The sequence below is a fragment of the Streptomyces sp. NPDC055189 genome (assembly GCF_053606765.1).
Map to the genome: position 1 here is coordinate 42,334 of NZ_JBSGSG010000035.1, position 25,820 is coordinate 68,153.

Genomic DNA, 25,820 nt, shown 5'->3' on the forward strand with positions numbered 1-25,820 from the left:
AAGGGATGCTCGCGACTGCGGCCGCCGCGACCAGCATCCTCTCCCTGTCCGGCTCGAACGCGTTCGCCGCGGACGGGAACGCGGTGGCGGCGGGTTCGCCCGGGGTCTTGTCGGGCAACAGCGTCCAGGCCCCCGTGGAAGTGCCGGTGAACGCGTGCGGCAACACCGCGGACGTGGTCGGCGCGGCCAACCCGACGTTCGGCAACAACTGCGCGAACAACGGGTCCTCCACTCATCACCACGCGAGCGCTCCGGCACGGGTGCCGACGCAGGAGCGGACGTCCAGCAGCACGTCCGGCAGCACGTCCGGCAGGGCGGACGACGGGCCCCGTCACAGCTCCGCCCCGGCTCGGCACACGCACACGCGCCCGGACATGCACGCCGGCACGCAGTCGGTGGCCGACGGCGACGCGGTGGGCTCGCCCGGTGTCGGTACGGGCAACAACGCGAAGGCGCCCGCGGACGTGCCGGTCAAGGCCTGCGGCAACACCGTGGACGTGATCGGCCTGCTCAGCCCGGCCATGGGCAACGGCTGTGACGCGGGAGCACCGACGCCTCCGGGACACGAGGCACCGCCCTCGGGCCACGAGGCACCGCCCACGGGGCACGAGACGCCTCCCCGGGCCGCCGCCGAGCCGCCCGCCGACCGTGCCGTCACCGACCCCGCGCACTCCGCCAAGTCGCCGCGCCACGCCGCGTCCTCGGCCTCCGGGCGGGCGCCGTCGGCCGATTCCCCGGCGCCGCACGCCCTGGCTCAGCTCGCGGCGACCGGAAGCGACGAGGACCTTCTCGCCGCGACCGCGGCGAGTGCCGCTCTGCTGCTCGGCGGGGGCATCCTCTACCGCCGCGGGCGCGCCTCATCCGGCCTGTAGTACGCCCGGAAATGCCGCTGGCGGGGAAGAGACACCCGAGGGTCTCTTCCCCGCCAGCGGCAGGAGGGCCGGCCCGCGGAGGGGGTGTTGCCGACCTACGGCGAGAACGCCGACGGCTGGCGGAGGGCAACCGGGCCCGTCCCATGACGACTCCACCACCTCGTCGCCGCATCCGAAGAACCGATTCACCCGTTCGCCGAGGCCATCACCTGATCGAGTTCCCGACGGGCGGGATTCCCGCTCAGCGCTTGACGGAGCCCATGAGCGTACGGCCGCTGCGCTCGTCCACGGCCATCGGAACCGCGATACCGGCGGGCCCGCGCCGCAGGCTCCGCCGAACCCCCCGCACCAGCCTGCCGGCCGTGTAAGAGGCCCCGTGCACGAAGCGCATGGCCGGGCCGAAGCTGGACGCCGTCACCAGGCCCGCGAGGAACAGACCGGGGTACGAGGACTCGAACTCCACGGAGGCGTAGGGCTCGTCGGCCGCGTTCACCGCGAGGCCGCCGCGCACGTCCGGGGCCAGCATGCCCAGGCGCGTCCCGGTGGCCCGGAAGCCGGTGGCCGCGATGACGTGGTCGGTCTCGAAGTCCGGGCCGCCGCTCGCGTCGCCGATGGTCGCGAGCCGCACCCGGCCCGCCGCGGCCGTTGCCGTGACGACCTCGTGGCCGAGCAGCACTTCCACGCGTGACTCGACCCTCTCGCGCACCCACCAGGCCCCCGCCGGGCCGAGCGCCGACGCGGTGATGCGGGCACGGGTGGCCTCGGGAAGCCGCCGGAAGCCGCCCGGCACCTCCGCGTAGAACCAGTTGCGCCACCCGCAGCCGAGGCCGCTGTGCGGAGCCCGGGCGGACTCCCGCCACGGCCGCTCCCACGCCGGGGGCAGGGTGTTCCAGTTCAGCCGGTGCGACCGGGCAAGCACCCGTACCCGCGTCCCCTGCTCGGCGAGCAGCGCGGCGGTCTCCAGGGCGGCCTGGCCGCCGCCGATCACGGTGACGTCCTTGTCGCGGAAGCGGTCCAGGTTCCGGTGGTGGCTGCTGTGCGAGACGTGCTCCCTGCCGAGGCCGTGCAGCGCCGAGGGGATCTCGACGAAGGGGAGCACGCCGACGGCCAGGGCCACCTTGCGGCCACGGATGGCCTGACCGTCCTCGGTGATCACCTCGAACCCTCCGGGGCAGGCGCTGACGGTCTCCACCATCCGTTCGTCGACGTCCGGCACGGCGTGCTGCGCGAACCACAGGCCGTACGAGGCGAACGTCTCCACGGAGATCGGTTCGCCGTGCCTGGCCTCCATGCCGTTGCGCTTGCAGTACTCGGCGAGGCCGTAGCGGCCGCGGGGGTCGGAGAGGTTGGACGCCCAGGGCTCCGACTTCAGGAACATGCCCCGCGGCATGTGGTCGCGCCAGGACGCCATGGGTCTGCCGAAGACGCGTACGTCGAGTCCGGCGCCCGCGGCGTGCGAGGCGATGGAGAGTCCGTAGGGACCGGCTCCGACCACCAACAGGTCATACATCAGCAACTGCTCGCTCTCTCGTCGTCGTTACGGGCGTCGTGGGCGCGGGCGCGGCCGCCGGGCGCACCTTCCGTCGCAGCCGGCCGAGGAGGCGCCGCGTTACGTGGCGGCACCACAGCACCCACATGGCGAGCGCGGGCGCCATGTCGTCCCTGGCGTGCCAGGCCAGTTCGCGGCGCCGTGCCGCCGTGGACGCGGGGCCCGCCGTGGTCAGGACGCGCAGCGCGGCCAGCGGGGAGTAGTTCTCCACGACGAACGCGCGGCCCGGCAGGACGGCACCGGCCGGCAGCGGGCGGTGTGTCATGTCCAGGTGCTGGGCGCGCACCACGTCGAGGTCGGCGCCGTCGGCGAACAGGCGGAACTGGGCCCCCGGCCGCGGGTTGAAGTCGAGCAGGCAGTGCTCGCCCGTCGCGGCGTCCACCCGGAAGTCGAGGTCGAAGATGCCCCGGTAGCCCAGCGTGTCGACCAGCCGCCCCACGTCGGCCCGCAGGCCCGGATCGGGCGTCCACTCGCCCACCGCCGTCAGGCCCGCCCCGCGCGGCCAGGAGCGGTGCTTGCGGCCGGAGCCGCCGCTGCGCACGGCGCCCTTGCGGTCCGCGTACCCGTGGACGAACCAGTCGCGGCCGGGGCCGCCCGGCAGGTACGCCTGCAACAGGAGTCGGCTGCCCGCCTCCTCACTGCGCAGATAGAGCTCCCTGGCCTCCCTCACCGACCGCACAAGGACCGTGCTGCGCAGGCCGGTCCCTGCGGGGACCAGCCACGGGCGGCTCCACTTCGCCACCACGGGAAGGCCCAACCTGCGTACGGCATCGGCTGCTTGGGCCGTCGAATCCGGCAGGAGCGTCACCGGGTGCGGAATGCCGGCGGAGGCGCACACCTCGGCCAGCGTCGCCTTGTCGGCCACCCGCTCCGCGAGTCCGCTCGCCTGGTCCGGCAGCAGATAGGTGTCGGCCAGTTCCTTCTGGAGGCGCCCGATCGCGAGGGCGCCCGCGTCGTCCATCGGAATGAGCACGGACGGCCGGGCCACCCGGTGGGAGATGCGGCGCAATACGGCGGCGATTTCCGACAGGGACGCACCGGGCGGCGGCGGTGGGTGCGTCTGGTGCAGATAGCGGGAGCTGCGCACCGGACTTCTCGCGGAATCGGCTGCCGCTACATGGACCTCCACTCCCGCGCGGCCAAGTGACCGAACAGCTCCGAGCGTGCCGTGATGAAAGGGATTCCGGTCGATCCGCAGCAGAACCGCGGGGACCCGGGTGTCAAGAGTTAGCACTGCCGAATTCTCTCAATTCGATCCCCCATGCGGGCGATGGGCACGCCCAAAGGATTAGGGGCTCGATTGGCGCATCGGTCATACATATGACTGAGTGTCAGTAGACGGAGGCCAGCACGAGGACGAGCACGCGGACGAGTAATCGGACGAGCATGAGGAGCGGCCATGGCTTTGCCAAGAAACCGGATCAGCAATAGACGGCTGGTATCCGCCGCCACCGGAATCGTCGTGTCGGCGGCGCTCGCCGTGGGGCCGGGTTACGCGTGGGGGGCCGGGCAGGACCCGGAGCCGCCGGGCGGCCCGTCCGGCGCACCGACGACGGCACCCGCCCCGGCCCCCTCCGCAGCCACTCCGGCCGCCCCGGCGCCCCCAGCACCCCCGGCGACCCCGGACGGCACAGCGGCCCCGGCCGCCCCCAAGCCCGCGTTCGGCGCCTACCTCACCTACGGGCCCGACGGCGTGCGGCGCATGGCCGAGCTCAGCAAATGGCTGGGCGGCGCCGAGCTCCGCGTGGGGCACACCTACCTGCCGGGCGATCAGTGGAGCAACATCGAAGGGGCCCCGAATTTCCTGGAGAGCTGGGCCCGGTGGCGGCGCGCGCAGGACGACCGGATGTTCGTGCTCAACGTCCCCATGATGGAACGCAACGAGGACCACGTCGGCGACGAGGAGGTCCGCGCGCTGCTCCGCCGGGGCGCGGAGGGCGAATTCGACGAGCACTACCGCGCACTCGCCGAACGGCTCGTGAAACTCAAGGTGCCCGACACCGTCCTGGTGCTCGGCTGGGAAATGAACGGCACCACGTACACCCATCGATGCGGTCCCGACCCGGATGCCTGGAAGAAATACTGGAAGCGCATCATCACGACGATGCGTTCGGTGCCGGGCCAGAAATTCAAGTTCGACTTCACGCCGAACAGGGGCCGGGACGCCATTCCCTGGACGGAGTGCTATCCGGGTGACGACGTCGTGGACATCGTCGGCATGGACTCGTACGACCAGCCGACGGGCACGGATTTCGAACGGCAGGTCAGCGAACCGTACGGCCTCAAACAGCACGTGGAATTCGCGAAGGCCCACGGCAAGGAGATCTCCTATCCGGAGTGGGGCCTGTTCCGGAACGGCGACAACGAGGAGTACATGCGGAAGATGCTCGCCTGGATGGACGAGCACAAGCCGCTCTACAACACCGTCACCGACTACTGCCCGCACGGCGTGTGGCAGTGCGAGGACAATCCCAAGTCGTCCAAGGCCTACCGGACGCTGCTCTCCGGCCGCACGGACACCGGGACCGCCCCGGAGCCGACCGCGCCCCCGACACCGCCGAACTGCTCCCCGCTGAACCTGGGCGAATGGGCCGAGCAGTGGCTGGGCGGCAAGCTGTGCATGCGCGTCGACTGGCACAGGTACAAGTAGCCCTGATCAGGAACGCTCCCTGTGTTCCTGACGCTCCTGGCGCTCCCGGCGCTTGCGCAGGAACTCCTTGCCCGTGCTGCGGGCGCCCGCGTCCCACGCGGCGGCCCGCAGCAGGGGTGCGGTGCGCCTGCGGGCGAGGAGCAGCCGGTGGTTGGTGACCGTCTCGGGGCGCCAGTGGTGCTTGTACGGTTCGTTGCCGCGCAGGAGGCTCAGGACCCGGCTCCGGTCGCCCTCGGCGTGCTCGGCGCACGCGTTCAGGAGCATCGTCGCCACGTCCACCTTCCGCTCGCGCAGCTGCGGATGCGCCCCGTACAGATAGCCGCCGACCAGGTGCGGCGAGAGCAGGGTCAGGTCGGCGGCCACCACGTCGTCGTCGAGCCGGAACTCGGTGACCACCGCGTCGCCCGCCCTGACCATGAGCCCCACCGACCTGATCAGGTGCTCGGAGAACCGCTCCTTGAGGTGCTCTGACGTCACCTTCCGTCCCTGCCACTGGAGTTGGTGCAGGTGCAGCAGCGTACGCACCGAGGCGTCCACCTCGTCGTGCCGTACGATCCGCCGCTGGACACCGAGCGCGTCCATCTTCCGGATCTTGGCGCGCGCCCGCTGGGCCCGCGGTGCGGGCAGCCGGCCGAGAAGCTCCTCCATCGAGGCCGCGGGCAGCTCCAGGCAGAGCGAGTCCGTGAGGCGGAGGCGGGGTCCGCGCCAGCGTTCGTAGATGCGCTCCACCGCGGCTCCGGACCGGACCTCGCGGAAGTCGATCAGTGCGCCGCGGGCGAGCTCCGACAGGCCGTCGGCCAGCGCGTTCGCGGCCTCGGCGGCGAACTCGTCGGCGAGCAGTACGTCGGTGAAGTCGGAGATCGCGCCGCCGAGCGGAACGAGCGCCGGGAGCGGGACGTGGACGCGCATCAGGGGCGCAGCCGCGACGAGCTCGCCGTCCCGGCGCACGAGGACCACGCGGAGCCGCCCGCGGGTGCCGTACGAGAGCCACCACGAGTGCAGCCAGGCGTGGCTCTGGAACGGTGTCGCCGTCCGGCAGCCGCGGTGCAGCCGGGCCCATGCCGTGGCGAGGCCCGCGAACTCCGCCTCGTCGGTGCAGAGTTCGACGGTCAGAGGGCTGTCGAGCAGGGGGCTGTCGAGCAGGGGGCTTTCGGTCACTCCCGTCACCTCTCCCGGTTGACGTCGGCGGACTGCGCGGGGCCCGGCACGGTGGCCGGTGCCGCGTCGTCGCCCTCGCCGCGCCGGGGCCGTACGAGGAGGGCGAGCCCGCCGAGCAGACCTCCCGCGCAGGCACCCACCAGCGAGGTCATGCCCGCCGACGCCGACGCGGGCTCGGTCGGCTTGACCGCGCGCGACAGCTGGAGGAGGCGCACCTGCGTGCTCTCCTTGGTGTGGTTGGCGTTGTTGGTCAGGGAGCGCGACACGGCGTTGGCGATGTCGGCCGCCTTGCCCGGCTGGGCCGCGGACGCCGAGATGGAGATCATCGGGGCGTCGGGCGAGGTGGCCGCCTGCACGCTCTCTCGCAGCGTCTGCGGCGAGACGCCCGACTCCACCTGGGCGTCGCCGAGCACCGCGAGCTGCGTGGCGACCCGGCCGTACGCCGTGGCGAAGCCGAGGGCGGCGGTGGGGTCGGAGTCCTTCTGCGGGACGGCGATCACGTAGCTCGTCGCGGTGTACTCGGGGGTCTGCACCGCGCCGTACAGGCCGCCGGTCAGGGCGCCGATGACGGCACCCGCCGGCAGGATCCACCACGCGGGCAGCCGCTTTACGCGGGCAAGGACCGGGGCCGGGAGACCGGACGGGCGCAGCCGCCTGCTGAGGGTTTCGGTCATCAGGAACTCACTCTCGGGGTCGAGCCGGAGGCAGCTGCCTCGTAGACGTGCATCAGCTGTGCGGCGCTGCGGGTGATGCTGTAGCGGTGCGCGGCCGGTGGGGCGAGCCGCGGCCGTGCTCCCGCCGCCCGGACCCGCAGCAGCGCCCGCGCGAAGGAATCCGGGTCGCCCGTGACGCGCTCGGCGCCGGCGGTCTCGTCCGACGGAAGATCCTCGACGGCGGGGCACCGGACGTAGAGGACCGGAAGACCGGCGGCGAGTCCTTCCACGACGGCGAGGCCGAAGGCCTCCTCTGGCGACGGCGACGCGAGGACGTCCATGGCGGCGAGCAGCGCCGGAAGGCCGGTCTCACCCTCGGACGGCTGGGCCCCGCCGCCGGACAGGTGGGTCCCGCCCCCGGACCGCTGGGACTCGTCGCCGGACCGCCGGGCCCCACCCCCAGACGGCTGGGCCCCGCCGCCGGACCTCTGGGCCCCATCCCCAGGCAGCTGGGGCTCGTCGCCGGATCGCTGGGCCCCGCCCCCAGGCAGCTGGAACTCGTCACCGGACGGCTGGGTCCCGCCCCCGGACCTCTGGGCCCCATCCCCAGGCAGCTGGGGCTCGTCGCCGGATCGCTGGGCCCCGCCCCCAGGCAGCTGGAACTCGTCACCGGACGACTGGGTCCCGCCCCCGGACCTCTGGGCCCCATCCCCAGGCAGCTGGGGCTCGTCGCCGGACCGCTGGGCCCCGCCCCCAGGCAGCTGGGACTCGTCACCGGACCGCTGGGCCCCACCCCCAGACGGCTGGGTCCCGCCCCCGGACCACTGGGCCCCACCCCCGGGCAGCTGGGCCCCGCCGCCGGACCGCTGGGCCCCACCCCCAGGCAGCTGGGCCCCGCCGCCGGACCACTGGGCCCCACCCCCAGACGGCTGGGCCCCGCCCCCAGGCAACTGGGTCCCGCCGCCCGACAGATGGGACCGCTCCCCGGCGAATACCACCCGGTCCGTCACGCCGAGCCGCGCGGCCGTCGCGCGCAGCCCGGCCTCTTCGGGGCCTCCGCCGACCAGCAGCACGCGTACGTCCCCTGGCAGCGCGGCCACCGCGTGCAGCAGGACGTCGAAGCGCTTGCCGGGGGCAAGGCGTCCGACTCCTCCCACGACGAACGCCTCGTCCGGGAGCCCCAGTCGGCGGCGGGCGGTGATCCGGGCCCGCGGGTCGAAGCGGAACCGGTCCACGTCGATGCCGTTCGGTACGACGTGAATACGCTGCCGGGGCACTCCCCACCGGCTGAGCCGCTCGGCGACGGACGGGGAGACCGCGACCGTGGCCCGGCCGAGGCGCTCCCCGGTCAGGTACAGCGCGCGGACGCCCGCGGTCAGCGGCCGTCCCTCCATCTGCGAGTCGCCGAGGGAGTGTTCGGTGGCGACGACGGCACGCGTCCCGGCCAGGCGGGCGGCGATGCGGCCGTAGAGGCAGGCCCGGAAGAGGTGGGTGTGCACGAGGTCGTACCGCCCGCCCCTGATGACCTTCGCGAGGCGGGGCACGGCGCCGAGGTCGCGGTTGCCGGACATGCCGAGGTGGATGACGCGCACGCCGTCCGCCGTCAGGCCGTCTGCGACCGGGCCGGGGTTCGTGAGGGTCACGACGTCGCAGTCGGCGGGCAAATGGCGCAGCAGCAGGCGCAGTTGCAGCTCGGCGCCGCCGACTCCGAGGCCGGTGATGATGTGCAGGGCTCTCATCCGGTCACCGCCGGTTCGCGGACCGCCCGGCGGCGAAGCCGGTTGAGCCGCAGCTTCAGCTGGAGCCGCAGGGCGGTGTCCTGCTGCCCGATGTGGACGCGGGGCAGGGCGTGGACGCCGGTCAGCGGGCCGGGGGAGATCGCGCACGCGTAGCGGTAGCCGGCCGCTCGTACGGTCTCGACGACGCGCTGGTCCACGGTGCCGTACGGGTAGCAGAAGCCCTCGACCTCGCGGCCGATGAGGTCGGACAGCGCGACCCGGCTGCCGCTGGTCTCCTGCCACAGCAGCCGGTCGCCCGCCCGGGTGAGGTCGACGTGCGTCAGGCCGTGCGAGGCGATCTCCATCCCCTCGGCGGCGGCGCGACGGATTCCCTCGGCGCCGAGCAGCGGTTTGCGCGGGCCCAGCGGATCCCACGCGTTGTCGCCCGCGAGGCGGCCCGGCAGCACGAAGACGGTGGCGTCGAAGTCGTAGCGGTGCAGGAGCGGCAGGGCGTGGTCGACGAAGTCGGCGTACCCGTCGTCGAAGGTCAGGCCGACCAGGCCGCGCCCCTCGCCGCGGGCGCGCGCCGTGAGGAGCCGGGACATGCTCACCCCGCGCAGGCCGCGGCGCCGGAGCAGACGCAGCTGGGCCGCGAGCCGTTCGGGCGTGACGGTGATCTTGTACGGGTCGTCCGCGCAGGTGTCCACGGAGTGGTACATCGCCACCCACATCGGCGCCTGTGGCAGCCATGGCCGCGTGCGCCGCGAACGGGAGGTCTCGCCGAGTGCTGTGTCAACGGACATGCGTGAGCTTTCGTGTGGCGGATGAGACTGCGGAGGTGACGACGGGTGTGACGGAACGGCGGACGGGCTCGAAGGCCCGTGCCTTCAGGGCCCAGAGCACGAGGACGAAGACGGCCACCACGGCCGGCGCACCGACGGCGAGGGCGACGAGCGGCGAGCCGAAGAGGCTCGCGAGGGTCCAGCCGGCCGCGGTGGCGCACACCGTCGCGGCCACCGGCTTGGCCAGCTCGCCAAGCACCTCGCGGACCCGGATCGGCACATTGCGCGGCCCCATCCCGCGCAACAGCACGCAGGCCGTGACGCTGATCCCCGCCGCGTTGGCGAGCGCGATGCCCCGTACGCCCCACAGGTCCACCGCCCAGCCGCCGATCCCGGCGGTCGCCGCGACCCCGGCCGCCATCGCGCCGAGCGGGAACCACGTGGGGCGCCCTGCCGAGAAGTAGGAGCGGACGAGTGCCCCCACCAGCGTGTGGCCCAGGAGCCCCAGGGCGTACACGCGCATCACGGCCGCGGTGGCTTCGGTGTCCCGCGCCGTGAAGGCGCCGCGCTGGAAGAGGAGTTGGATGAGCTGCGGGGCGCAGGCGATCACCACGGCGGTGCCGAGCAGCACCACGCAGCCGGCCAGGCCCAGGTCCCGCTCGACGCGCGACCTGGCCCGCTTGACGTCTCCTTCGGCCAGGGCACGGGCGACGACGGGGAGCGTGACCGTGCACAGCATCAGGGAGAGGACCATCGGCACCTGCGCGACCTTCTGCGCGTAGTTGAGGTGTGAGATGGCGCCCGAGGGCAGCGAGGAGGCCAGGAAGCGCTCGATGAGCACCTGCGACTGCCGGCACAGCGCGAAGAGCAGCACGGTGGCGATGAGGGCGGTGCTCATCAGGGCCGGGGCCGGCGTACCCGTCTCCCCGTCGTGCGGTACGTCGGCCGCGCCCCGGGTGAGCTGCCGCCAGAGCGAAGGGGCCTGGACGAGGACCATGAGTACGCCGCCGACCGCGACGCCGAAAGCCGCCGCCCGCACCCCGTAGCGGGGGGCGAGGACGAACACCGCGGTGATGATGCCGATGTTGTAGAAGACGTAGATGGCGGCGGGCGCCACGAACCGGCGGTGGGCGCGCAGCGCCGCGCTGCAGTACCCGGCGAGGCCGAACGTGAAGACGCAGGTGGCGGTGAGCAGCGTGCAGTCGACGGCGAGCCGCGGGTCGGGCAGCCCCGGCGCGAGGACCTCCACCACCACCGGCGCCCCGGCCATCAGGATCAGCGCGACGACCCCGGAACCGAGCATGAGGCGGGGCAGCGACGCGGCCACCAGGGCGCGGACCGGATCGCGGCGCGCGCCCTGCCCGCGACGGGCGAGCGCCATGCTGAAGGCGGGGACGAGGGCGAACGCGAGGCCGTCCTCGATGAGCAGCGTGGTGGCCAGCTCGGGGACGGTCCACGCGACGAGGAAGGCGTCGGTCTCGGAGCCCGCCCCGAAGAAGTGGGCGAGCGCCTGGTCGCGCACGAGCCCGAGCACCGATCCGGCGACCGTGAGGACCGCGGTGATCAGGGCGGCCTTGGCGAGGAATCCGTTGGAGGGGTCGGAGCCTTTTGCGGGTGCGGCCTCGGTGGTGGTGGGCGCGGGCACCTTGCCGGCCGTACCGGCACCCGCTTCCGCCGGGTGAGTCGTCGGGGTCATCGCGGGGCCTCCCCCTGCACCGGCGCGGCAAGGGCGCGCTCGGACAGAGCCCACCAGGCCACGAGCCCGAGGGCCACGGCCATGAGCACCGTCGAAGGACCGCCGATGTCGGCGTACGAGAAGTCCACGAGCTGCCAGACCAGCAGACCGCACGCGACGAGCGCGCAGTCCGCGCCGGCGCCCCCGCGCACCAGGGCAAGGCGCCGCAGGCCGAGCAGCAGGAAGGCCGCCCAGCTGCCGACCAGCGTGCACAGGCCGAGCAGCCCCTGTTCGCCCAGGACGAGCAGATACATGTTGTGCGGGGAGAGCAGCGGCTGGCGGCTGAACCCCACGCCGGCGCCCGCGGTGTCGCTGGCCGACGAGAGGGCCAGCGAGGCGTGGCTGTCGCGGTGGTCGGGGAAGGCCTTGAGCCCCACGCCCGACACCGGTTCGTCCTTCCACATGTCCACGGCCGCCGCCCACATGGTGTACCGGTCGGTGACCGACTGGTCGGGGGCGTCGGTCACCTGCGTGATGCTGCTGATCCGCTCCTGCAGCATCTGCGTGCCGATCCCGAAGCCGCCCACGAGCACCACGGCCGCGGCGGCCGCCACGGCGATCCCCCGCAGCGCGCGCCGCACTCCCGCGAGCCCCAGCTGCGCGCCGCAGGCCACGACGGTGGCGATCCAGGCGCCCCGGCTGAAGGAGAGCGCGAGCGGGACGACGAGGAGCAGCGCGCACACGAGCGCCGCCTGACGCTGCCTCGGGGAGGCCGGGCCGAGCGCGAGCGCGAGGGCGCACACCACTCCGTACGACACCACGGTCGCCATCCCCATGACGTCCGTCGGCCCGAAGGTCCCCACGGCACGGACGTCCGAGCCCATGTAGCTGGCGCCGGTCCCCGTGACGTACTGATGGACGCCGAGCGCCCCCTGGAAGAGGGCGAGGCCGATGAGGGACCAGGCCACCAGGCGGAAGTCGCGGCGGTCGCGGACAAGGAGCAGGACCGCCGCCGGTACGAGGACGAAGATCTGCAGGTAACGCACCAGGCCGGTGGCCCCGGCGGACGCGGTGCTCGCGCCGACCGCCGCGACCGCGATGCCGATGACCGGCAGACCCAGCACGACGGCGGCGGTCCGCGTCAGCGGCCGGTGAGCCCCGCGCACGGTGCGGGCCACGCACCACAGGACCACCAGGGCGGAGGCGGCGTCGGCGGCCGTGCCGCCCGCCGAGCCGTCCTCGCCCGGCGCCACGGGCAGCGCGAGCAGGGCGACCAGAGCCATGACCGGCAGTACGGGCCCGGCGCTCCGGAGCGCCGACGCCAGTGCGGCGGCGGGCGAGCCGGGCGGAACGAGCGTGATCGGGGCACCGTTCACCGGCGTCAGCTCCCCGTCGGACGGACGAGGGACGCGGCGGTGCGCAGCAGGATGCAGAGGTCCTGCCAGAACGACCAGCTGTCGATGTAGGCGTTGTCGAACCGGCACCGGTCCTCGATCGAGGTGTCACCCCGAAGGCCCTGGATCTGGGCGAGCCCGGTGATGCCGGTCGGCATCCGGTGGCGCTCCCCGTAGCCGTCGTACTTCTGACTGAACTGGCCGACGAAATAGGGGCGTTCGGGGCGCGGGCCGACCAGACTCATGTCGCCGCGGAAGACGTTCCACAGCTGTGGAAGCTCGTCGAGCGACGAGCGGCGCAGGAACTGGCAGAACCGGCTCATGTGCTGCTCGCCCGCGACGGTCCACCGGGTCGCCGACTCGTGCGGGTCCGCGGGGCGGTGCGTGCGGAACTTGAGCAGCGTGAACGGCCGCCCGTCCCTGCCGATCCGCTCCTGCCGGAAGATCACGCCGGGTCCGTCGGTGGCCCGCAGGACCGCGGCGCACGCGAGGAGCACGGGGCTGATGAGCAGCAGCAGGATCCCCGAGGTCACGAGGTCCAGGGCGCGCTTGCTGACGCTGAAGTGCCTGCGCCGTGCGGGCACCAGCTGCCGGCAGGGGAACCCGGCGAGCCGCCCGGACCTGGCCTGGCGCCCCGGCACGTCGTAACCCGGCGGCTGCGTCGCGTCGATCGCCCATACGTCGAGCCCCGAGCCGCTCAGCGTCCGCAGCCAGCCGATCTGCTCCGGTCCCGGCGTGGGCCCGACGACCAGGACGGTGCGCACGGAGTTCTGGATGACCGCGCGGCGCAGCTCCTCGATCGTGGAGAGCACCGGCAGTTCGGCCCCCTCCGTCTCCGTGCGTTCGGCGGGCGCGTCCCCGACGATGCCGACGGGCCGCACCCCGGCCCGGGGATGACGCAGGACCGCCTCCGCGACGCGCCGGGCGACGGCACCGGGGCCGACCACCAGAGCGGGGCGCGGCTGTCGCAGCGTCGCGCGGCGCGCCCACCAGTACAGGGCGCCGCGGCCCGCGCAGCCAAGGACGCTCTGCAGTGCCGCCGCCGCGCACACGGTGGTGAGGGAGAGCGGGGTCAGGGCGGAGAGGCTCGCGGCCACGAGTCCCACGGCGCACCAGCCGAGCACGGCCTGCCAGGCCAGCGAAGGGAGTTCGTCGAGGGCGCAGGGCACGGCGATCGGACGGTAGAGACCGGCGCGCGCGTTCAGGACGGTCACCCCGGCAAGGAGCAGGACCATCAGCAGGGGGTGGCGCTGCGGGCCGGTGAGCAGCACGGTGCCGAGCAGGGCGGCGCTGCAGTCGACGGCGAACAGGGGGGCGGCCGCCGACGAGCGGCGTGCCGATGCCCCCCGGCCGAGGGTCGTTCTGCGTCCTCGCCCGGCTCTGCGTGGCGGGATGACCGAGGCGGTGGCCATGGCATGGTCGGCCGCCCGTGGCTGCGTGGCAGGGGTGGCGACGGTTCGTTCCGCACTCACGGGTTGATGGACTCCCTGCACTTGATGGGCCCCACGCCCAGCAGCTCGCGGTACACGGCCGCGACCGCGTCCGCGGTGTGCCGCACATCGTGGGTGTTCAGAACGTGGCGGTGCGCCGCACGGCCGAGGGACGCGCTCAGCGGCGGATCGCCGAGCAGGCCGACGACGGCCCGCGCCAGTGCCCGCGGGTCCTCCGCGGGGACGAGGCCGTGCGGCACGAGCTCCGGCGGCAGGCTCTCGCGCGCGCCGTCCACATCGGTGACCACCACGGGACGCGCGCACGCCATCGCTTCAAGGGGTACGAGTGCCATGCCCTCCCAGCGGGACGGCAGGACCACGAGGTCGGCCGCCCGGTACCAGGGGGTGGCGTCCCCCACGTCACCGGCGAACAGCACGGAGGCGGGCGCCCGGTCGCGGAGCCCGGCCGCGTCGGGCCCGTCGCCGACGAGTACGAGACGGGCGAGCGGCATCCGCTCGGTCACCGCGGCCCAGGCCCGCAGCAGGACGTCCTGCCCCTTCTGCCTGCACAGCCGCCCCACGCACACCACCAGAGGCGCCTGCCCGGACAGCCCGAGGGCGGCCCGCGCGGCCTGCGCGGGCATGGGCCGAAAGCGCTCGACGTCCACGCCGTTGGGGATCACGGACCAGGGCGCGTCGATCCCGGCCCGCTGCCCGGTGCGCCGCTCCGCCTCGCTGACGCAGACCACGTGCGTGGCCCAGCGCGCCCCGAAGCGCTCCCAGCGCAGGGCGAGTCCTGCGGTCACGCCGCCGACGGCCTCGAAGGACCACGCGTGCGGCTGGAACACCGTGGGGACCCGGCCGCGCAGGGCGAGCCGGGCGGCGAGCCCGGCCTTGGCACTGTGCGCGTGCACGATGTCGGGCCGCAGCTCGCCGACCACGCGGGCGAGGCGTCGCACCTCGTCCGGCAGCCCCGGACCCGGCGAACGGGTCGCCGTCCACCGGACGGGACTGAGGCCCGCGCCGCGCACGGCGTCCGGCAGGCTGCCGCCGTCCGGACACGCCACGTGGACCCGCATTCCGGCGGACAGCTGGGACTTGACCAGGTCGGTGACCACTCGGGCCACTCCGCCGTCGACGGGCTGGGCGACGTGGAGGACGCTCAGCCGGTGGTCAGTTGAAATCAATTGCATGCACGGCGCCTTGCTCAGGGCCCGGGGAATGACGCATGACCGGCTTTGCCCTTTCGGGAAGGGTTCCGCACCAGCAGGGAGAGAATTTAAATGCGACAGTCACACTCGGCTCGTAACTTCCCCGCACTTGTTCTTTCAAATGGCTTCAGGAGGTAAGCAACAGTAGCCGCCTTCTGTATTTTTCCAGGAAGGCTGACAAGTGTGTCGGAAACGTGAAGTGCGTAACGCACAAGGCTCTCCGGGAGCACGGCCCCGGGGCCATCGGGTAAACCCCGCGCCAGCAGATCACCCGTTTGGGCCCACAACCCTTGTGGGCGAACTCCGTTGATCCATGGGCCGGGCACACCGCCCTGCCGATGCACCAACTGACCAAGGAGCAACTCTCCATGTCGCGTACCGCGAAGGCCCTCGCCCTCTCCACCGTTGCCGTGGCTGCCATGGCCGGCAGCGCTGGCATCGCCACCGCCGACTCCGGCGCCCAGAGCGCCGTCACCAACTCCCCTGGTGTCATCTCGGGCAACAACGTCCAGGCCCCGATCCACGTCCCGGTCAACGTCTGCGGCAACACCGTCAACGTCATCGGTCTGCTGAACCCGGCGTTCGGCAACACCTGCGTCAACGCCTGACACTCCAGCAGCACGCACTCCGCGACGGCCGTTCTCCCCCGAGGAGGACGGCCGTCGTGCGTTCCCGCGCGTCCCCCGAACGGCCGCCGCGCCCCCGAATGGCAGTCGCTCGGTTGCGGTCGGTGTCCACCGCTTTCACGGTGAACACAAGATCCGACGCATCACCGAAGGGAACATCCATGCGCGCCCTGCCCGTACGGCGTATCGCGACATCCGTCCTCTGTGTCTCCCTCCTCATCGGGACGGCCGGTCCCGTTGTCGCAGCCGAGAGCGACTCTCCGCACGGCAGCCCCCGGGAGGCGGCCCGCGCGCCGGTCCCCGGAGCGGACGCGCTGCTGACCCGGGTCACGGCCATGAGCGACGCCGGCGGCGTCATCACCCCCGTCACCGAGCTGGTCTCCGCGGTGCTGAAGGCCGACAAGGGCCAGCTGCCCGCCGCGGAAGCCACGAAGCTCGCCGCCCCGGTGAAGGAAGCCGTCACCAAGGCGGCGGCCCAGGCGCCCAAGAGCCCGGCCGTCCCGGAAACTCCGGCGGTCCCCGACGCCCAGCAGCTCCCGAAGACCCCGGCGCTGCCCAAGTCCCTCGCGGACGACCTCAGGGCGCCGGCAGACCCGAAGGCCGATGCGCTGAAGGCCCTGCAGACCTCGGTCGACGCCCTGCTCAAGGCGGCCACCGGCGGTGACCCCACGGCGGTGGTCGGCGCGGTCCAGCCCGTGCTCACCAGCCTCGTCGGCCTCGTCACCTCACTGATCGGCGGCGCCGTTCCCGCCGCCAAGCCGCCGGCCGGGAGTCTGCCGCAGCAGACGCCGTCGCTTTCCTGAGCCCCGGCCACCACCCGTCGCGTCGGTCTTCGAGACCGGCCCGGCGGGTCTTTCACGTCCGAATCACCGGCCAGCTGATAAGAGAATCCGCGTCCATCTCATACGAGAATGAGACACCGCCTTCGTTCGGGTGGGTTCCGGGAATTTCCTCCGCACAGAGTTTCCGCCGCACAGAGCGCTCGTTACCCATGGCGAAGTGAAAAACCCCTCAGGCGACCGTCCGTCGCCGAAGAAAGGAACACGATGAAGCCCCTGAAGGCTGCCGCCGTCGTCGCCGGGTCCATGGTCATCGCTGGTGTCGCCGCACCCGCCTTTGCCTCCGACCTCACGCCCACCAGCCTGAACGGTGCACTGGACACGATCGCCGGCCAGACGGCGAACCTCGATGCGGCCCCGCTGGCCACGAACGCTCTCGACACCGAGAACAAGGACTCGGTCGTCAACGCCGTTTCCAACGCCGCGAAGGACCTGCACGCGGGCGGCGGCGCCGGCAAGCTGCTCGGCGGACTTCCCGTCTCGCAGTAAGCTTTCTTCCCTTCCCCCGCAGCAGTACTGCCGCAGGAGTACTGCCGCGAGCAAACGGCACGTGGCAGCAAGGGCCGGTTCCGCAGACGCATTCTGCGCAACCGGCCCTCGGGGTTTCCCGGCCGCCGTCCTCAAAAGCTCGCCCCACACCCTCAGTTCGACTGAGCGGCCCCGGAATTCGACCGGCGCGTGCCCCGATCGTGTGATCGCTCGCCCGAACTCACCCAGTCAAGTGAAAGACCGGCTCGTGACATCGGAACGCATCGATACGGTTTCGGGATGACCTCGACATCGAGCGAAAACCGCACTTTCCGAGCCGCCGATCTGGGCACCCTCACCGTGGTCGCCTGGAGTGGTGAACACCCCGAGGACGAACAGGACATGCCTTTCCTGCTCGCCTATTCGCTGGGCGACGGCGAAGGCGGCCCGGAGGCCGCGACCGAAGCCATCGAGCTCCTGCTGCGGAACACCGGGCTCCCCGTCGGCGGCCCCGTCATGGAGGGTTCCCGCAACCCGAGCCTGCCCGTCACCCTCCTCGTCGAGGCCGGCCAGGCCGTACTGAACATGCCCTACCTCAACGCCAAGTGCACCCCGCCGCCGGAGTGGCTCGACGCGGTGGGCGAGCGGGGTCACGCCTACTTCATGTTCACCACGCGCCCGTGGCCCGAGGCCAAGCCCGGGGTCCCCCTCGCCGAGGAGGCTCTCGCGGCGTTCGTGGGCGCCGAGGAGACCATGACCAGCTCCGCGCACTGCATGATCACCGCGAAGAGCCTGCGCGGCTAGCAGCCGCGGTCAGAGGGCCGCTGACAAGGGCCGCGGACGGCAAGGGCCCGCCGGTCGGGACGTACCGGCGGACCCGAGCGCTCGTGACGCAGCGGTTCAGCGCACCGCCTCAGAGCAGACCGAGGTCCAGGTCCGCGTCCAGCAGGTGGTGGTCGTGGTCGTGATGGTGACCGTGGTGGTGGTCGTTCCAGCAACCGCCGTGGTGGCACGGGTCGGATGCGGCGGCCTTCTGGCCGGTAACTTCCGCCGCCTGCGCGGTTGTTGTGAGCGGTGCCGCCACCGCCAGGGTGAGTATGGCGGCCGCCGCGGCACGACTGAGCATGATCTTCATGGGGGATCTCCTCGATCCGTTGGGGGACGCGACCGACGCTAATCAGCGCCACAGACCCTGTCCTGCCGAGAGATGCACGACTACTGCAAAAGGGTGCCGGGCCCGCCGCCCGCGCACCGGTGAGGACCGCAGCGATGAGCACCAAGACGCCACTGCCCGAAGCCCGCAGGCCCGAGGCACCTTCAGGACGCGTGACCCCGCCGTCCGGCGGTACGGGCGGGAGCCGTGCGTTCGCGCTGCTCCTGGTGATCACGGGTGCGGCGGGGCTGCTCGCGGCGTGGGTCATCACGCTGGACAAGTTCAAGCTTCTGGAGGACCCGGACTTCACGCCGGGCTGCAGCCTCAATCCGGTCGTGTCCTGCGGCAACATCATGAAGAGCGAGCAGGCGTCGGTCTTCGGCTTCCCGAACCCGATGCTGGGCATCGCCGCCTACGCCGTCGTGATGTGCGTCGGCATGAGCCTGCTCGGCCGGGCGCGCTTCCCGCGCTGGTACTACCTGACCTTGAACGCGGGCACGCTGTTCGGCGTCGGCTTCTGCACGTGGCTGATGTACCAGTCGCTGTACGAGATCAACTCGCTGTGCCTGTGGTGCTGCCTGGCCTGGGCCGCCACGATCGTCATGTTCTGGTACGTGACCTCGTTCAACGTCCGCAACGGCTTCCTGCCCGCGCCCTCCTGGCTGCGCACGTTCTTCGGCGAGTTCACCTGGGTGCTTCCGGTCCTGCACGTCGGCGTCATCGGCATGCTCATCCTCACGCGCTGGTGGGACTTCTGGACCAGCTGACCTGGACCAGCTGACGCGGCAGGACCGATCAACGACTCGCATCGAACACCCGGGGAGGCAGCGGTGGGCAGGAAAGCGGCGGACGAGAGGCCGGGCGAGGGGTGGTTCACGCGCCGGGTCACGATGCGCGGACTCATCGGCGTCGGCGTGGCCGCCGTGACGGCGCCGGCCGCCCTTCTCTGGCCGACCAGGGACGCGGCCGATCACCGTACGACGGACGACCTGGGTGAAGGCGGGTTCGACGAGATGTACGCGGGCAGGCACATTCGCGGGTCCAGAGCCTCCGCGGGCCATCAACACGGGGGCGCCGACTGGGAGATCACCGTCGACGGCCGCCCGCTCCACCTCATGCGGCGCGCCGACGGCGGCTATCTGAGCATGATCGACCACTACCAGTCGTATCCGACGCCTCTCATCGCCACCCGCAGAGCAGTGGACGAACTCGGCCGCGGCCAGCAGTTGCGCGCCAACGCCTGATCACTGCCCCGTACATCGCACCGGAGGAGCGGACCGAAGTGGTCTACACGCGCAAGAACCAGGCCCGGCTCACCAGGGCCGAGAAGCGCCGCTTCGTCAACGCGATTCTCGAACTCAAACGCAAGGGCGAGTACGACGAGTTCGTGCGGACGCACATCGAGCATTACGTGTCCGACGGGGAGGCCGGGCTGAGGGTGGCCCACATGACGCCCTCCTTCCTGCCCTGGCACCGCAGGTTCCTGCTCGAGTTCGAGAAGGCCCTGCAGCGGGTGGACCCGGCGGTGTCCGTCCCGTACTGGGACTGGACGGCGGACAGGAAGCCGGGCGCCTCGCTCTGGGGCAGCGCGCTCATGGGCGGCAACGGGAGGCGCTCGGACCGGCAGGTCATGACCGGTCCGTTCGCCCGCAGGAACGGGCACTGGACCATCAAAGAAGGCGCGAGTGGCGGTGACTTCCTCATGCGCGACTTCGGCCGGCCGGCCAACCCGATCGTGCTGCCCACCAAGGCGGAACTGGCCAGGGCCATGCGCGACCCGGTGTACGACACTCCGCCCTGGGACTCCACCTCCGCCAAGGGGTACCGCAACAAGCTGGAGGGCTGGACGTCCGCCACCGGCAACGCCAAGTGGCGCAACCACAACCGCGTCCACCGCTGGGTCGGCGGCCACATGCTCGGCGGCGCGTCGGTCAACGACCCCGTCTTCTGGCTGAACCACGCCTTCGTGGACCTGCTGTGGGACCGCTGGCGGGCCCGGCATCCCGACTCGGCGCCCTACCTCCCCGACGAGCCGCCGGACGCGGACAACGGACCGCTGCACGGTCGTATCGCCGCCCGCTTCGAGCCGATGCCGCCGTGGGGCGTGACACCGGACGAGCTGCTCAGCCATCGCGGCGTCTATCGCTACGGGTGATCATCCGCAGCTGCCGGTGACCGTGTGCCGACACCGGTGATCATCTGCCGACGCGCACGGCGAAGCCCCCGGCGGTCCGTGACCGCCGGGGGCTTCGCACGAGGGGGATCAGCCGCCGTAGCCGCCGGGGCTACCGGGGTTGCCGTGGTGGCCGCCGCCGTGGTGGTTGCCGTCGCTGTTGACGCAGGTGTTGCCGAACGCCGGGTTCAGCAGCCCGATGACGTCCACAGTGTTGCCGCACAGGTTGACCGGGACGTGGACCGGGACCTGGACGAGGTTGCCCGAAAGGACGCCGGGCGAGCCGACGGCCGCACCCTCGGCGCCCGCGTCCGCCATGGCCATTCCGGTGCCACTGAGCACCACGGCGCCCGTGCCGAGGGCAACAGCGGCTGCCTTCGCGATGCGAGACATCACGTTCTCCTTTGAATTGACGACTACCGCCGCACGTACGCGGCCGTACTGTCCCTTCAACGGCGCCACGGTCTGCAGGTAACGGCACCGATCGGTACATCATTGGTGAAATCGTCTGGGAGCCCGTGTCCAGTGCTGTCCCGAGCCGTTGCGCATCACATGATCTCAACACGACGAATGGCCGCCGCCTTCGCTCTCGCCGTCGGTGCCTCCGCCCTGGCCGCGCCCGCCGCGAACGCCGCGATCTCCCCCACCGACATGGTCGACTCGATCGGCATGGCCGGGATCCCGGCGGAGCAGCAGGACGAATTGCCGACCGTGACCAGCCAGCTCAACGGGCTGAACGAGCTGCAGGAGCTGAACCAGCTGCACCAGCTGACCGACCTGGCCGCGCCGGTCATGGGGCTGCTGCCCGCGATCGAGCCGTAAACACGCACGCGCCGCAGGCACACACGCGCGCCGCGGACATGCGCGCGAACAGGCAGGGTCGGGCCCTCGGGGGTCCGGCCCTGCTTTTAATTCCCGTGACCGCGCCGTGTGCGCATCCCTAGACTTGCTCCGCGCGCCGCGACGACAGGTCCGGGGCGCACGCCGAACCAGTCATTCACCAGTCAGCCAAGCGAAGGGGCCGGGCCATGCGTCACCGCACAGCAGTCCGTGCTCCCCGATCGCGGTTCGACGTGATCCTGGTGTCTTCGCGCGTGCGGTGACGGCTGCGCGGCCGTCATCGATCGTCCGCGGCGAACGTCAGAGCTGCGCTTTCTGACGCACTGAATCCTTGCTCTGTCACACCCGGAGCTCTGTCACACCCGGAGCTCTGTCACGCCCGGAGCTCTGTCACGCCCGGAGCTCCGTCACGCCCGGAAATTGCGCTGCCCCGCCCCGCATCACACCGAAAGGCCCTGGGCCATGCGCACCAACACCCGACCTCCGTCCCCCCGTTCGTCCGCCGACGTCCGGAATCTCGGCATCCTCGCCCACGTCGACGCCGGGAAGACCACCGTCACCGAACGGATCCTGTTCCTGACCGGCGCCACCCACAAGAGAGGTGAGGTCCATGACGGCACGACCGTCACCGACTTCGACGCGCAGGAACGCGACCGCGGGATCACCATCTTCGCCGCGGCCGTCAGCTGCGCCTGGGACGGCCACCGGATCAACCTGATCGACACACCAGGCCACGTCGACTTCGCGGACGAGGTCGAGCGCTCGCTGCGGGTGCTCGACGGTGCGGTCGCGGTCTTCGACGCCGTCGCCGGGGTCGAGCCGCAGAGCGAGTCGGTGTGGCGGCAGGCCGACCGGTACGGCGTGCCGCGGATCGCGTTCATCAACAAGCTGGACCGGGCGGGCGCCGATCTCGACACGGCGGTCGCGTCGATACGGGAGCGTCTGCACACGGTCCCTCTGGTGGTGCAGCTGCCGATCGGGCAGGAGGACGAGTTCACCGGCGTGGTGGATCTGCTGGGCATGCGCGCCCTGGTCTGGCACGCGGGCCGTGACACGTACGAAGTGGTCCCGGTCCCCGAGGCCCTGCGCGAGCAGGCGCTCCGGCGTCGGCACGCCCTGGAGGAGACGGTGGCGGAGCTGCACGCCGCGGCGATGGAGGAGTACTGCGCCACGTCGGCGCTCTCCACCCCGGCTCTGGCCTCGGCGCTGCGCGATCTCACGCTCGGCGGCGATGGCGTGGTGGTCCTGTGCGGGTCCGCCTACCGCAACCGCGGCATCGAACCGCTCCTTGAGGCCGTGGTGTCGTACCTGCCGTCGCCGGTGGACGTCCCCGCGGTGCGCGGCACCCTGGGCGACACCGTGCAGGAGCGTGCCGCCGACCCCGCGGCGCCGTTCGCCGGGCTGGCCTTCAAGGTGAACGCGACGGCGACCGGACGCCTTACGTATGTACGCGTGTACTCGGGAACGATCACGAAGGGAGACACAGTGATGGACGCGGGCACGGGACGCACCGAGCGGATCGGCCGGATCCTGCGTGTGCAGGCCGACCGCCACGCGGAACTGGACCGGGCGAGCGCCGGGGACATCGTGGCCGTGGTCGGTCTGAAGACGGCCCGCGCCGGCACGACGCTGTGCTCCCCCGCGGCACCCCTGGTGCTCGAACCGCCCGCGGTGGCGGCGTCGGTGGTCTCGGTGGCGGTGGAGGCCAACAGGACCACGGACACCGGCCGGCTGTCGTCGGCCCTTGCCCACCTGGTCGAGGAGGATCCCTCGCTGGCGGTACGGGTCGACCGGGAGACGGGCCAGACAGTCCTGTCCGGCATGGGCGAGCTGCATCTGGAGGTCGCGGTGGAGAAGGTCCGCCGCGCCCACGGCATCGAGGTCGGCGTGGGCCGCCCGCAGGTGTCGTACCGCGAGACGGTCGTGCGAGGGGTGTCGGGTCTGGTGTACCGGCACGTCAAGCAGGACGGCGGTGCGGGCCAGTTCGCGCACGTGGTCATGGACGTCGAGCACCTGGAGGATCGCACGTTCGCCTTCACCTCCACGGTGACCGGGGGCAGGGTGCCGCAGGAGTACGTCCGCGCGGTGGAGGCCGGTTGCCGCGACGCGCTCGCCGAGGGTCCGCTCGGCGGCCATCCGGTGACGGGTCTGCGGGTGACGCTGACCGACGGGGCGACGCACTCCAAGGACTCCTCGGAGATGGCGTTCCGGACGGCGGGCCGATTCGCGCTGCGTGCGGCGCTGCGGGCCTCGGCCATGCAACTCCTCGAACCCGTCGTGGAGTTGACGGCCACCGTGCCCGACGACGCGGTCGGCGGCGTGCTCGGCGACCTGGCGGCGCGACGCGGCCGGGTCACGGACTCGACCACGCGCTCCGGCACCGCCGCGATCACGGCGACGGTGCCCCTGGCCGAGCTGTTCGGCTACGCGACCCGCCTGCGCAGCCGTACGCAGGGCCGCGGCACGTTCACGACGCGGCCGCTGGGTTACGCGGCGGTTCCGGCCGGCGTGTCGGCCCGGTAGACCGAGGGGGTGGCTCCGCTGTCCTGAGGGGGTGGCTCCGCTCTCCTGAGCGGAGCCACCCTCGCGGATAGGGGCTACCCCCGGCCGTCGACCAGGCCCGATTCCCAGGCCCAGGCGGCGATCTCCACGCGATTGCGGGCGGACAGTTTGGTCTGCACGTTGCCGAGGTGCGTCTTCACCGTGCCCACGGAGATGACCAGTTCGCCTGCGATCTCGGCGTTGGTCAGGCCCTTGGCCACCAGACGCACCAGGTCCATCTCCCGTTCGGAGAGCGCGGTGTGCGGCTGCCGGGAGGCGGGGACGGCGCTGTTGAAGCGTCGCAGCAGCCGGACGGTAATGGCCGGGCTCACCAGCGCCTCGCCGGAGGCGGCCGCCCTGATGGCCTCGACGAGCAGGGCCGGGCCGGAGTCCTTGATGAGGAAGCCGGACGCGCCTTCGCTCAGGGCGCGTTGGACGTACTCGTCGTCGTCGAACGTCGTGACCACGACGACCTTCGGCGGATTCACGGTGCCGGGCCGTGTCAGTCTGCGCAGTGCTTCCAGGCCGTCCATGCGCGGCATGCGGATGTCCATGAGGACCACGTCGGGCCGGTGGTGCTCGGCGAGTTCCACCGCGTGCACCCCGTCCGTGGCCTCCGCGACGACGTCGATGTCGTCCTCCGCGCCGAGGATCATCGTGAACCCGGCACGGACCATGGCCTGATCGTCGGCGATCAGAACGCGGATCGTCATGACGTCGCCGCCTTCACCCGGAGTGCGGTCGCAGACAGGGACGGAGGCACGGGGAGCGTCGCCTCGACGCCCCAGCCGCCGGCCGTCACCGGGCCCGCCTGGACACTTCCGCCGATCAGGCCCACCCGCTCGGCCAGGCCCTTGAGTCCGAAGCCGCCCGCGGAAACGTGGCGCGGCGGGCGTCCGTCGTCGGTGACCCGTACGGTCAGCCGGTCTCCCGAGCGGTTCACGCGCACCCGCACTTCGGTGCATCCGTGGCCGTGCTTGCGTACGTTGGTGAGGGCCTCCATCACCACCCGGTGCGCCGTGGTGGTCACCTCGACCGGCAGGTCGTCGAAGGTCCCTTCGAGATCGAGTTCGGCCCGCGCGCCGCCGACCGCCGAGAACTCCTCGACGAGCGAGCGCACTTCATCGATGCCCGAAAGCGGCGTCAGGGCCACTTCGCCGTCGGCGTCGCGCAGCATCCCCACCATGTGCCGCATGGAGGTCAGCGCCTCCGAGCCCGCCTGTTCGATCCGCTGGAGCGCGGGCGGGACGAGTTCGGGCTTGCGGCCCGCGATCGCGTGCGCGCCCTGCGCCTGTACGACGATGCCGGTCACGTGGTGGGCGACGAAGTCGTGCAGGTCCCTGGCGAACTCCGTCCGCTGCTCCAGGCGGAGGGCCGCCGCCTGCCGCTGCCGGTCCACCAGGAGGAAGCGCATTCCGAGGCCGATGCTCAGCACCGTGACCGCTGCCAGGGCGTAGAGCAGCGCCAGGATGATGCTGGACTGCCGCGCCGAGACGGACACCGGCCGCACCACGATCGCCAGCATCAGCGCCGGGGCGGCCGGCATCGTCCACGAGGGCTTCCCCCGGCGGGCGACTAGCAGCAGGAGCCACGCCAGCGCCGCCGGCTCGGCGAACCCCATCGCCTGCGAGCTCACCCTCATCTCCAGGTGCATCCATACCGACAGGCACAGCGACATGGCCGCGATCCCGCAGGCGGCCATCGCCAGGGCCCGATTGCCGAGCCGGGGCGAAGCGACGACGAGACCGACCGCGAGCAGGGCGCCGATCAGCTTGGCGGGGCCGTACTCCGCGATCCAGTAGAAGCCGACCACCAAGTCGAACGGGACGAGGGCGACCAGGCCCCCGAGCAGCAGCCACACCACGACGGGCAGGAACCGCGAGAGTCCCTCTCCCCTCGCGGCCGCGGCTGCGGCCGCTGCGTTCGCCGCCTTCAGCATCTCTCACCGTCCCTCTCGCGGACCGGCCGAAAGTCGGAGCCGGCCGCGAATGATCTGTCTTTCGCCTGATCCGCCGCGGGGCGCGGCAGAGGAGAGTCGTATCCACCGGGCGGCGCTCGCCCTAGATCCTTCATCGCACTGCATCGCAC

Annotated in this window: 25 protein-coding genes and 1 pseudogene; 11 read left to right on the top strand and 15 right to left on the bottom strand. The window is 72.1% G+C overall.

Going from position 1 to position 25,820, the window contains the following annotated elements; translation table 11 throughout:
* Window positions 1-5: 5 nt before the first annotated feature.
* The gene (locus ACWFR3_RS24050) at window positions 6-872 is read left to right on the top strand and encodes a chaplin (protein ID WP_453736679.1); all 867 of its coding nucleotides are present in this window, start codon (window positions 6-8) and stop codon (window positions 870-872) included.
* Between the two features lie 241 nt (window positions 873-1,113).
* On the opposite strand, the gene ACWFR3_RS24055 is transcribed toward ACWFR3_RS24050, so the two are convergent.
* Together ACWFR3_RS24055 and ACWFR3_RS24060 are read right to left on the bottom strand one after the other, a co-directional pair.
* Window positions 1,114-2,382 carry an NAD(P)-binding domain-containing protein gene (locus ACWFR3_RS24055; RefSeq protein ID WP_453736680.1) on the bottom strand — a complete coding sequence of 423 codons (1,269 nt, stop codon included), beginning with the start codon at window positions 2,380-2,382 and terminating at the stop codon, window positions 1,114-1,116.
* Window positions 2,375-3,655: a carboxylate--amine ligase gene (locus ACWFR3_RS24060; RefSeq protein WP_453736681.1), complete on the bottom strand. Its 1,281-nt coding sequence runs from the start codon at window positions 3,653-3,655 to the stop codon at window positions 2,375-2,377. The genes ACWFR3_RS24055 and ACWFR3_RS24060 overlap by 8 nt, the downstream gene beginning before the upstream one ends.
* A gap of 165 nt (window positions 3,656-3,820) precedes the next feature.
* Between ACWFR3_RS24060 and ACWFR3_RS24065 the strand changes: the two genes are divergently transcribed.
* A complete protein-coding gene (locus tag ACWFR3_RS24065; protein WP_453736682.1) occupies window positions 3,821-5,071 on the top strand; it encodes a glycoside hydrolase family 26 protein in 1,251 nt (416 codons plus the stop codon).
* A gap of 6 nt (window positions 5,072-5,077) precedes the next feature.
* Here the strand turns inward: ACWFR3_RS24065 and ACWFR3_RS24070 are convergent, their stop codons facing one another.
* The 9 genes and pseudogenes from ACWFR3_RS24070 to ACWFR3_RS24110 form a co-directional block, all read right to left on the bottom strand.
* Window positions 5,078-6,229: a GNAT family N-acetyltransferase gene (locus ACWFR3_RS24070; RefSeq protein ID WP_453736683.1), complete on the bottom strand. Its 1,152-nt coding sequence runs from the start codon at window positions 6,227-6,229 to the stop codon at window positions 5,078-5,080.
* A 5-nt stretch (window positions 6,230-6,234) separates the two neighbouring features.
* Complete coding sequence (locus ACWFR3_RS24075) at window positions 6,235-6,903, bottom strand: lipopolysaccharide biosynthesis protein (RefSeq protein WP_453736684.1); 669 nt, start codon at window positions 6,901-6,903, stop codon at window positions 6,235-6,237.
* Window positions 6,903-7,832 (bottom strand): glycosyltransferase, encoded by a 930-nt coding sequence (locus ACWFR3_RS24080; RefSeq protein WP_453736716.1) that lies wholly within the window; start codon window positions 7,830-7,832, stop codon window positions 6,903-6,905. The genes ACWFR3_RS24075 and ACWFR3_RS24080 overlap by 1 nt, the downstream gene beginning before the upstream one ends.
* Window positions 7,827-8,621, bottom strand: a pseudogene (locus tag ACWFR3_RS24085) (glycosyltransferase); the annotation flags it as partial. The pseudogene ACWFR3_RS24085 and the gene ACWFR3_RS24080, both read right to left, overlap by 6 nt.
* Window positions 8,618-9,403 (bottom strand): polysaccharide deacetylase family protein, encoded by a 786-nt coding sequence (locus ACWFR3_RS24090; RefSeq protein ID WP_453736685.1) that lies wholly within the window; start codon window positions 9,401-9,403, stop codon window positions 8,618-8,620. The pseudogene ACWFR3_RS24085 and the gene ACWFR3_RS24090, both read right to left, overlap by 4 nt.
* On the bottom strand, window positions 9,393-11,078 hold the full coding sequence (murJ, locus tag ACWFR3_RS24095; protein WP_453736686.1) for a murein biosynthesis integral membrane protein MurJ: 1,686 nt from the start codon (window positions 11,076-11,078) through the stop codon (window positions 9,393-9,395). The genes ACWFR3_RS24090 and murJ overlap by 11 nt, the downstream gene beginning before the upstream one ends.
* On the bottom strand, window positions 11,075-12,433 hold the full coding sequence (locus ACWFR3_RS24100) for an O-antigen ligase family protein (RefSeq protein WP_453736687.1): 1,359 nt from the start codon (window positions 12,431-12,433) through the stop codon (window positions 11,075-11,077). Before ACWFR3_RS24100 ends, murJ begins: the two co-directional genes overlap by 4 nt.
* A gap of 5 nt (window positions 12,434-12,438) precedes the next feature.
* Window positions 12,439-13,923, bottom strand: coding sequence for a sugar transferase (locus tag ACWFR3_RS24105; protein WP_453736688.1), 1,485 nt, complete (start codon window positions 13,921-13,923; stop codon window positions 12,439-12,441).
* Entirely contained in the window at window positions 13,920-15,074 is a 1,155-nt protein-coding gene (locus ACWFR3_RS24110; RefSeq protein WP_453736689.1) for a glycosyltransferase, read from the bottom strand. The genes ACWFR3_RS24105 and ACWFR3_RS24110 overlap by 4 nt, the downstream gene beginning before the upstream one ends.
* 386 nt (window positions 15,075-15,460) lie before the next feature.
* Here ACWFR3_RS24110 and ACWFR3_RS24115 point away from each other — a divergent pair, with 386 nt between their 5' ends.
* The 4 genes from ACWFR3_RS24115 to ACWFR3_RS24130 all read left to right on the top strand — a co-directional run bounded on the left by ACWFR3_RS24115 (window position 15,461) and on the right by ACWFR3_RS24130 (window position 17,829).
* On the top strand, window positions 15,461-15,700 hold the full coding sequence (locus tag ACWFR3_RS24115) for a chaplin (protein ID WP_453736690.1): 240 nt from the start codon (window positions 15,461-15,463) through the stop codon (window positions 15,698-15,700).
* A gap of 179 nt (window positions 15,701-15,879) precedes the next feature.
* Window positions 15,880-16,521 carry a hypothetical protein gene (locus ACWFR3_RS24120; RefSeq protein ID WP_453736691.1) on the top strand — a complete coding sequence of 214 codons (642 nt, stop codon included), beginning with the start codon at window positions 15,880-15,882 and terminating at the stop codon, window positions 16,519-16,521.
* 243 nt (window positions 16,522-16,764) lie between these two features.
* The gene (locus ACWFR3_RS24125; protein WP_361181846.1) at window positions 16,765-17,046 is read left to right on the top strand and encodes a hypothetical protein; all 282 of its coding nucleotides are present in this window, start codon (window positions 16,765-16,767) and stop codon (window positions 17,044-17,046) included.
* 279 nt (window positions 17,047-17,325) lie between these two features.
* The gene (locus ACWFR3_RS24130) at window positions 17,326-17,829 is read left to right on the top strand and encodes a DUF5949 family protein (protein WP_453736692.1); all 504 of its coding nucleotides are present in this window, start codon (window positions 17,326-17,328) and stop codon (window positions 17,827-17,829) included.
* Window positions 17,830-17,938: 109 nt separating this feature from the next.
* Here the strand turns inward: ACWFR3_RS24130 and ACWFR3_RS24135 are convergent, their stop codons facing one another.
* On the bottom strand, window positions 17,939-18,160 hold the full coding sequence (locus tag ACWFR3_RS24135) for a hypothetical protein (RefSeq protein WP_453736693.1): 222 nt from the start codon (window positions 18,158-18,160) through the stop codon (window positions 17,939-17,941).
* Window positions 18,161-18,294: 134 nt separating this feature from the next.
* On the opposite strand from ACWFR3_RS24135, the gene ACWFR3_RS24140 reads away from it, so the two are divergent.
* The 3 genes from ACWFR3_RS24140 to ACWFR3_RS24150 all read left to right on the top strand — a co-directional run bounded on the left by ACWFR3_RS24140 (window position 18,295) and on the right by ACWFR3_RS24150 (window position 20,333).
* Complete coding sequence (locus ACWFR3_RS24140) at window positions 18,295-18,945, top strand: vitamin K epoxide reductase family protein (protein WP_453736694.1); 651 nt, start codon at window positions 18,295-18,297, stop codon at window positions 18,943-18,945.
* A 63-nt stretch (window positions 18,946-19,008) separates the two neighbouring features.
* Window positions 19,009-19,422: a tyrosinase family oxidase copper chaperone gene (locus ACWFR3_RS24145; protein ID WP_453736695.1), complete on the top strand. Its 414-nt coding sequence runs from the start codon at window positions 19,009-19,011 to the stop codon at window positions 19,420-19,422.
* A gap of 38 nt (window positions 19,423-19,460) precedes the next feature.
* A complete protein-coding gene (locus ACWFR3_RS24150) occupies window positions 19,461-20,333 on the top strand; it encodes a tyrosinase family protein (protein WP_453736696.1) in 873 nt (290 codons plus the stop codon).
* Window positions 20,334-20,441: 108 nt separating this feature from the next.
* On the opposite strand, the gene ACWFR3_RS24155 is transcribed toward ACWFR3_RS24150, so the two are convergent.
* On the bottom strand, window positions 20,442-20,744 hold the full coding sequence (locus ACWFR3_RS24155; protein WP_453736697.1) for a chaplin: 303 nt from the start codon (window positions 20,742-20,744) through the stop codon (window positions 20,442-20,444).
* Between the two features lie 159 nt (window positions 20,745-20,903).
* On the opposite strand from ACWFR3_RS24155, the gene ACWFR3_RS24160 reads away from it, so the two are divergent.
* Window positions 20,904-21,173 (top strand): hypothetical protein, encoded by a 270-nt coding sequence (locus ACWFR3_RS24160; protein ID WP_453736698.1) that lies wholly within the window; start codon window positions 20,904-20,906, stop codon window positions 21,171-21,173.
* A gap of 480 nt (window positions 21,174-21,653) precedes the next feature.
* Entirely contained in the window at window positions 21,654-23,714 is a 2,061-nt protein-coding gene (fusA, locus tag ACWFR3_RS24165) for an elongation factor G (protein WP_453736699.1), read from the top strand.
* A 74-nt stretch (window positions 23,715-23,788) separates the two neighbouring features.
* Here the strand turns inward: fusA and ACWFR3_RS24170 are convergent, their stop codons facing one another.
* On the bottom strand, window positions 23,789-24,445 hold the full coding sequence (locus ACWFR3_RS24170; protein ID WP_453736700.1) for a response regulator: 657 nt from the start codon (window positions 24,443-24,445) through the stop codon (window positions 23,789-23,791).
* Window positions 24,442-25,671, bottom strand: a complete 1,230-nt coding sequence (locus ACWFR3_RS24175) for a sensor histidine kinase (RefSeq protein ID WP_453736701.1) — start codon at window positions 25,669-25,671, stop codon at window positions 24,442-24,444. Before ACWFR3_RS24175 ends, ACWFR3_RS24170 begins: the two co-directional genes overlap by 4 nt.
* Window positions 25,672-25,820: the final 149 nt, after the last annotated feature.

Bases quoted from the DNA above. Each gene is read 5' to 3' on its own strand.
- ACWFR3_RS24050 (WP_453736679.1), top strand. From the start codon at position 6: ATGCTCGCGACTGCGGCCGCCGCGACCAGCATCCTCTCCCTGTCCGGC.
- ACWFR3_RS24125 (WP_361181846.1), top strand. From the start codon at position 16,765: ATGAAGCCCCTGAAGGCTGCCGCCGTCGTCGCCGGGTCCATGGTCATC.
- ACWFR3_RS24140 (WP_453736694.1), top strand. From the start codon at position 18,295: ATGAGCACCAAGACGCCACTGCCCGAAGCCCGCAGGCCCGAGGCACCT.
- ACWFR3_RS24075 (WP_453736684.1), bottom strand. From the start codon at position 6,903: ATGACCGAAACCCTCAGCAGGCGGCTGCGCCCGTCCGGTCTCCCGGCC.
- fusA (WP_453736699.1), top strand. From the start codon at position 21,654: ATGCGCACCAACACCCGACCTCCGTCCCCCCGTTCGTCCGCCGACGTC.
- ACWFR3_RS24065 (WP_453736682.1), top strand. From the start codon at position 3,821: ATGGCTTTGCCAAGAAACCGGATCAGCAATAGACGGCTGGTATCCGCC.
- ACWFR3_RS24120 (WP_453736691.1), top strand. From the start codon at position 15,880: ATGCGCGCCCTGCCCGTACGGCGTATCGCGACATCCGTCCTCTGTGTC.
- ACWFR3_RS24155 (WP_453736697.1), bottom strand. From the start codon at position 20,744: ATGTCTCGCATCGCGAAGGCAGCCGCTGTTGCCCTCGGCACGGGCGCC.
- ACWFR3_RS24130 (WP_453736692.1), top strand. From the start codon at position 17,326: ATGACCTCGACATCGAGCGAAAACCGCACTTTCCGAGCCGCCGATCTG.
- ACWFR3_RS24175 (WP_453736701.1), bottom strand. From the start codon at position 25,671: ATGCTGAAGGCGGCGAACGCAGCGGCCGCAGCCGCGGCCGCGAGGGGA.
- ACWFR3_RS24135 (WP_453736693.1), bottom strand. From the start codon at position 18,160: ATGAAGATCATGCTCAGTCGTGCCGCGGCGGCCGCCATACTCACCCTG.
- murJ (WP_453736686.1), bottom strand. From the start codon at position 11,078: ATGACCCCGACGACTCACCCGGCGGAAGCGGGTGCCGGTACGGCCGGC.
- ACWFR3_RS24110 (WP_453736689.1), bottom strand. From the start codon at position 15,074: ATGCAATTGATTTCAACTGACCACCGGCTGAGCGTCCTCCACGTCGCC.
- ACWFR3_RS24090 (WP_453736685.1), bottom strand. From the start codon at position 9,403: ATGTCCGTTGACACAGCACTCGGCGAGACCTCCCGTTCGCGGCGCACG.
- ACWFR3_RS24170 (WP_453736700.1), bottom strand. From the start codon at position 24,445: ATGACGATCCGCGTTCTGATCGCCGACGATCAGGCCATGGTCCGTGCC.
- ACWFR3_RS24160 (WP_453736698.1), top strand. From the start codon at position 20,904: ATGATCTCAACACGACGAATGGCCGCCGCCTTCGCTCTCGCCGTCGGT.
- ACWFR3_RS24055 (WP_453736680.1), bottom strand. From the start codon at position 2,382: ATGTATGACCTGTTGGTGGTCGGAGCCGGTCCCTACGGACTCTCCATC.
- ACWFR3_RS24115 (WP_453736690.1), top strand. From the start codon at position 15,461: ATGTCGCGTACCGCGAAGGCCCTCGCCCTCTCCACCGTTGCCGTGGCT.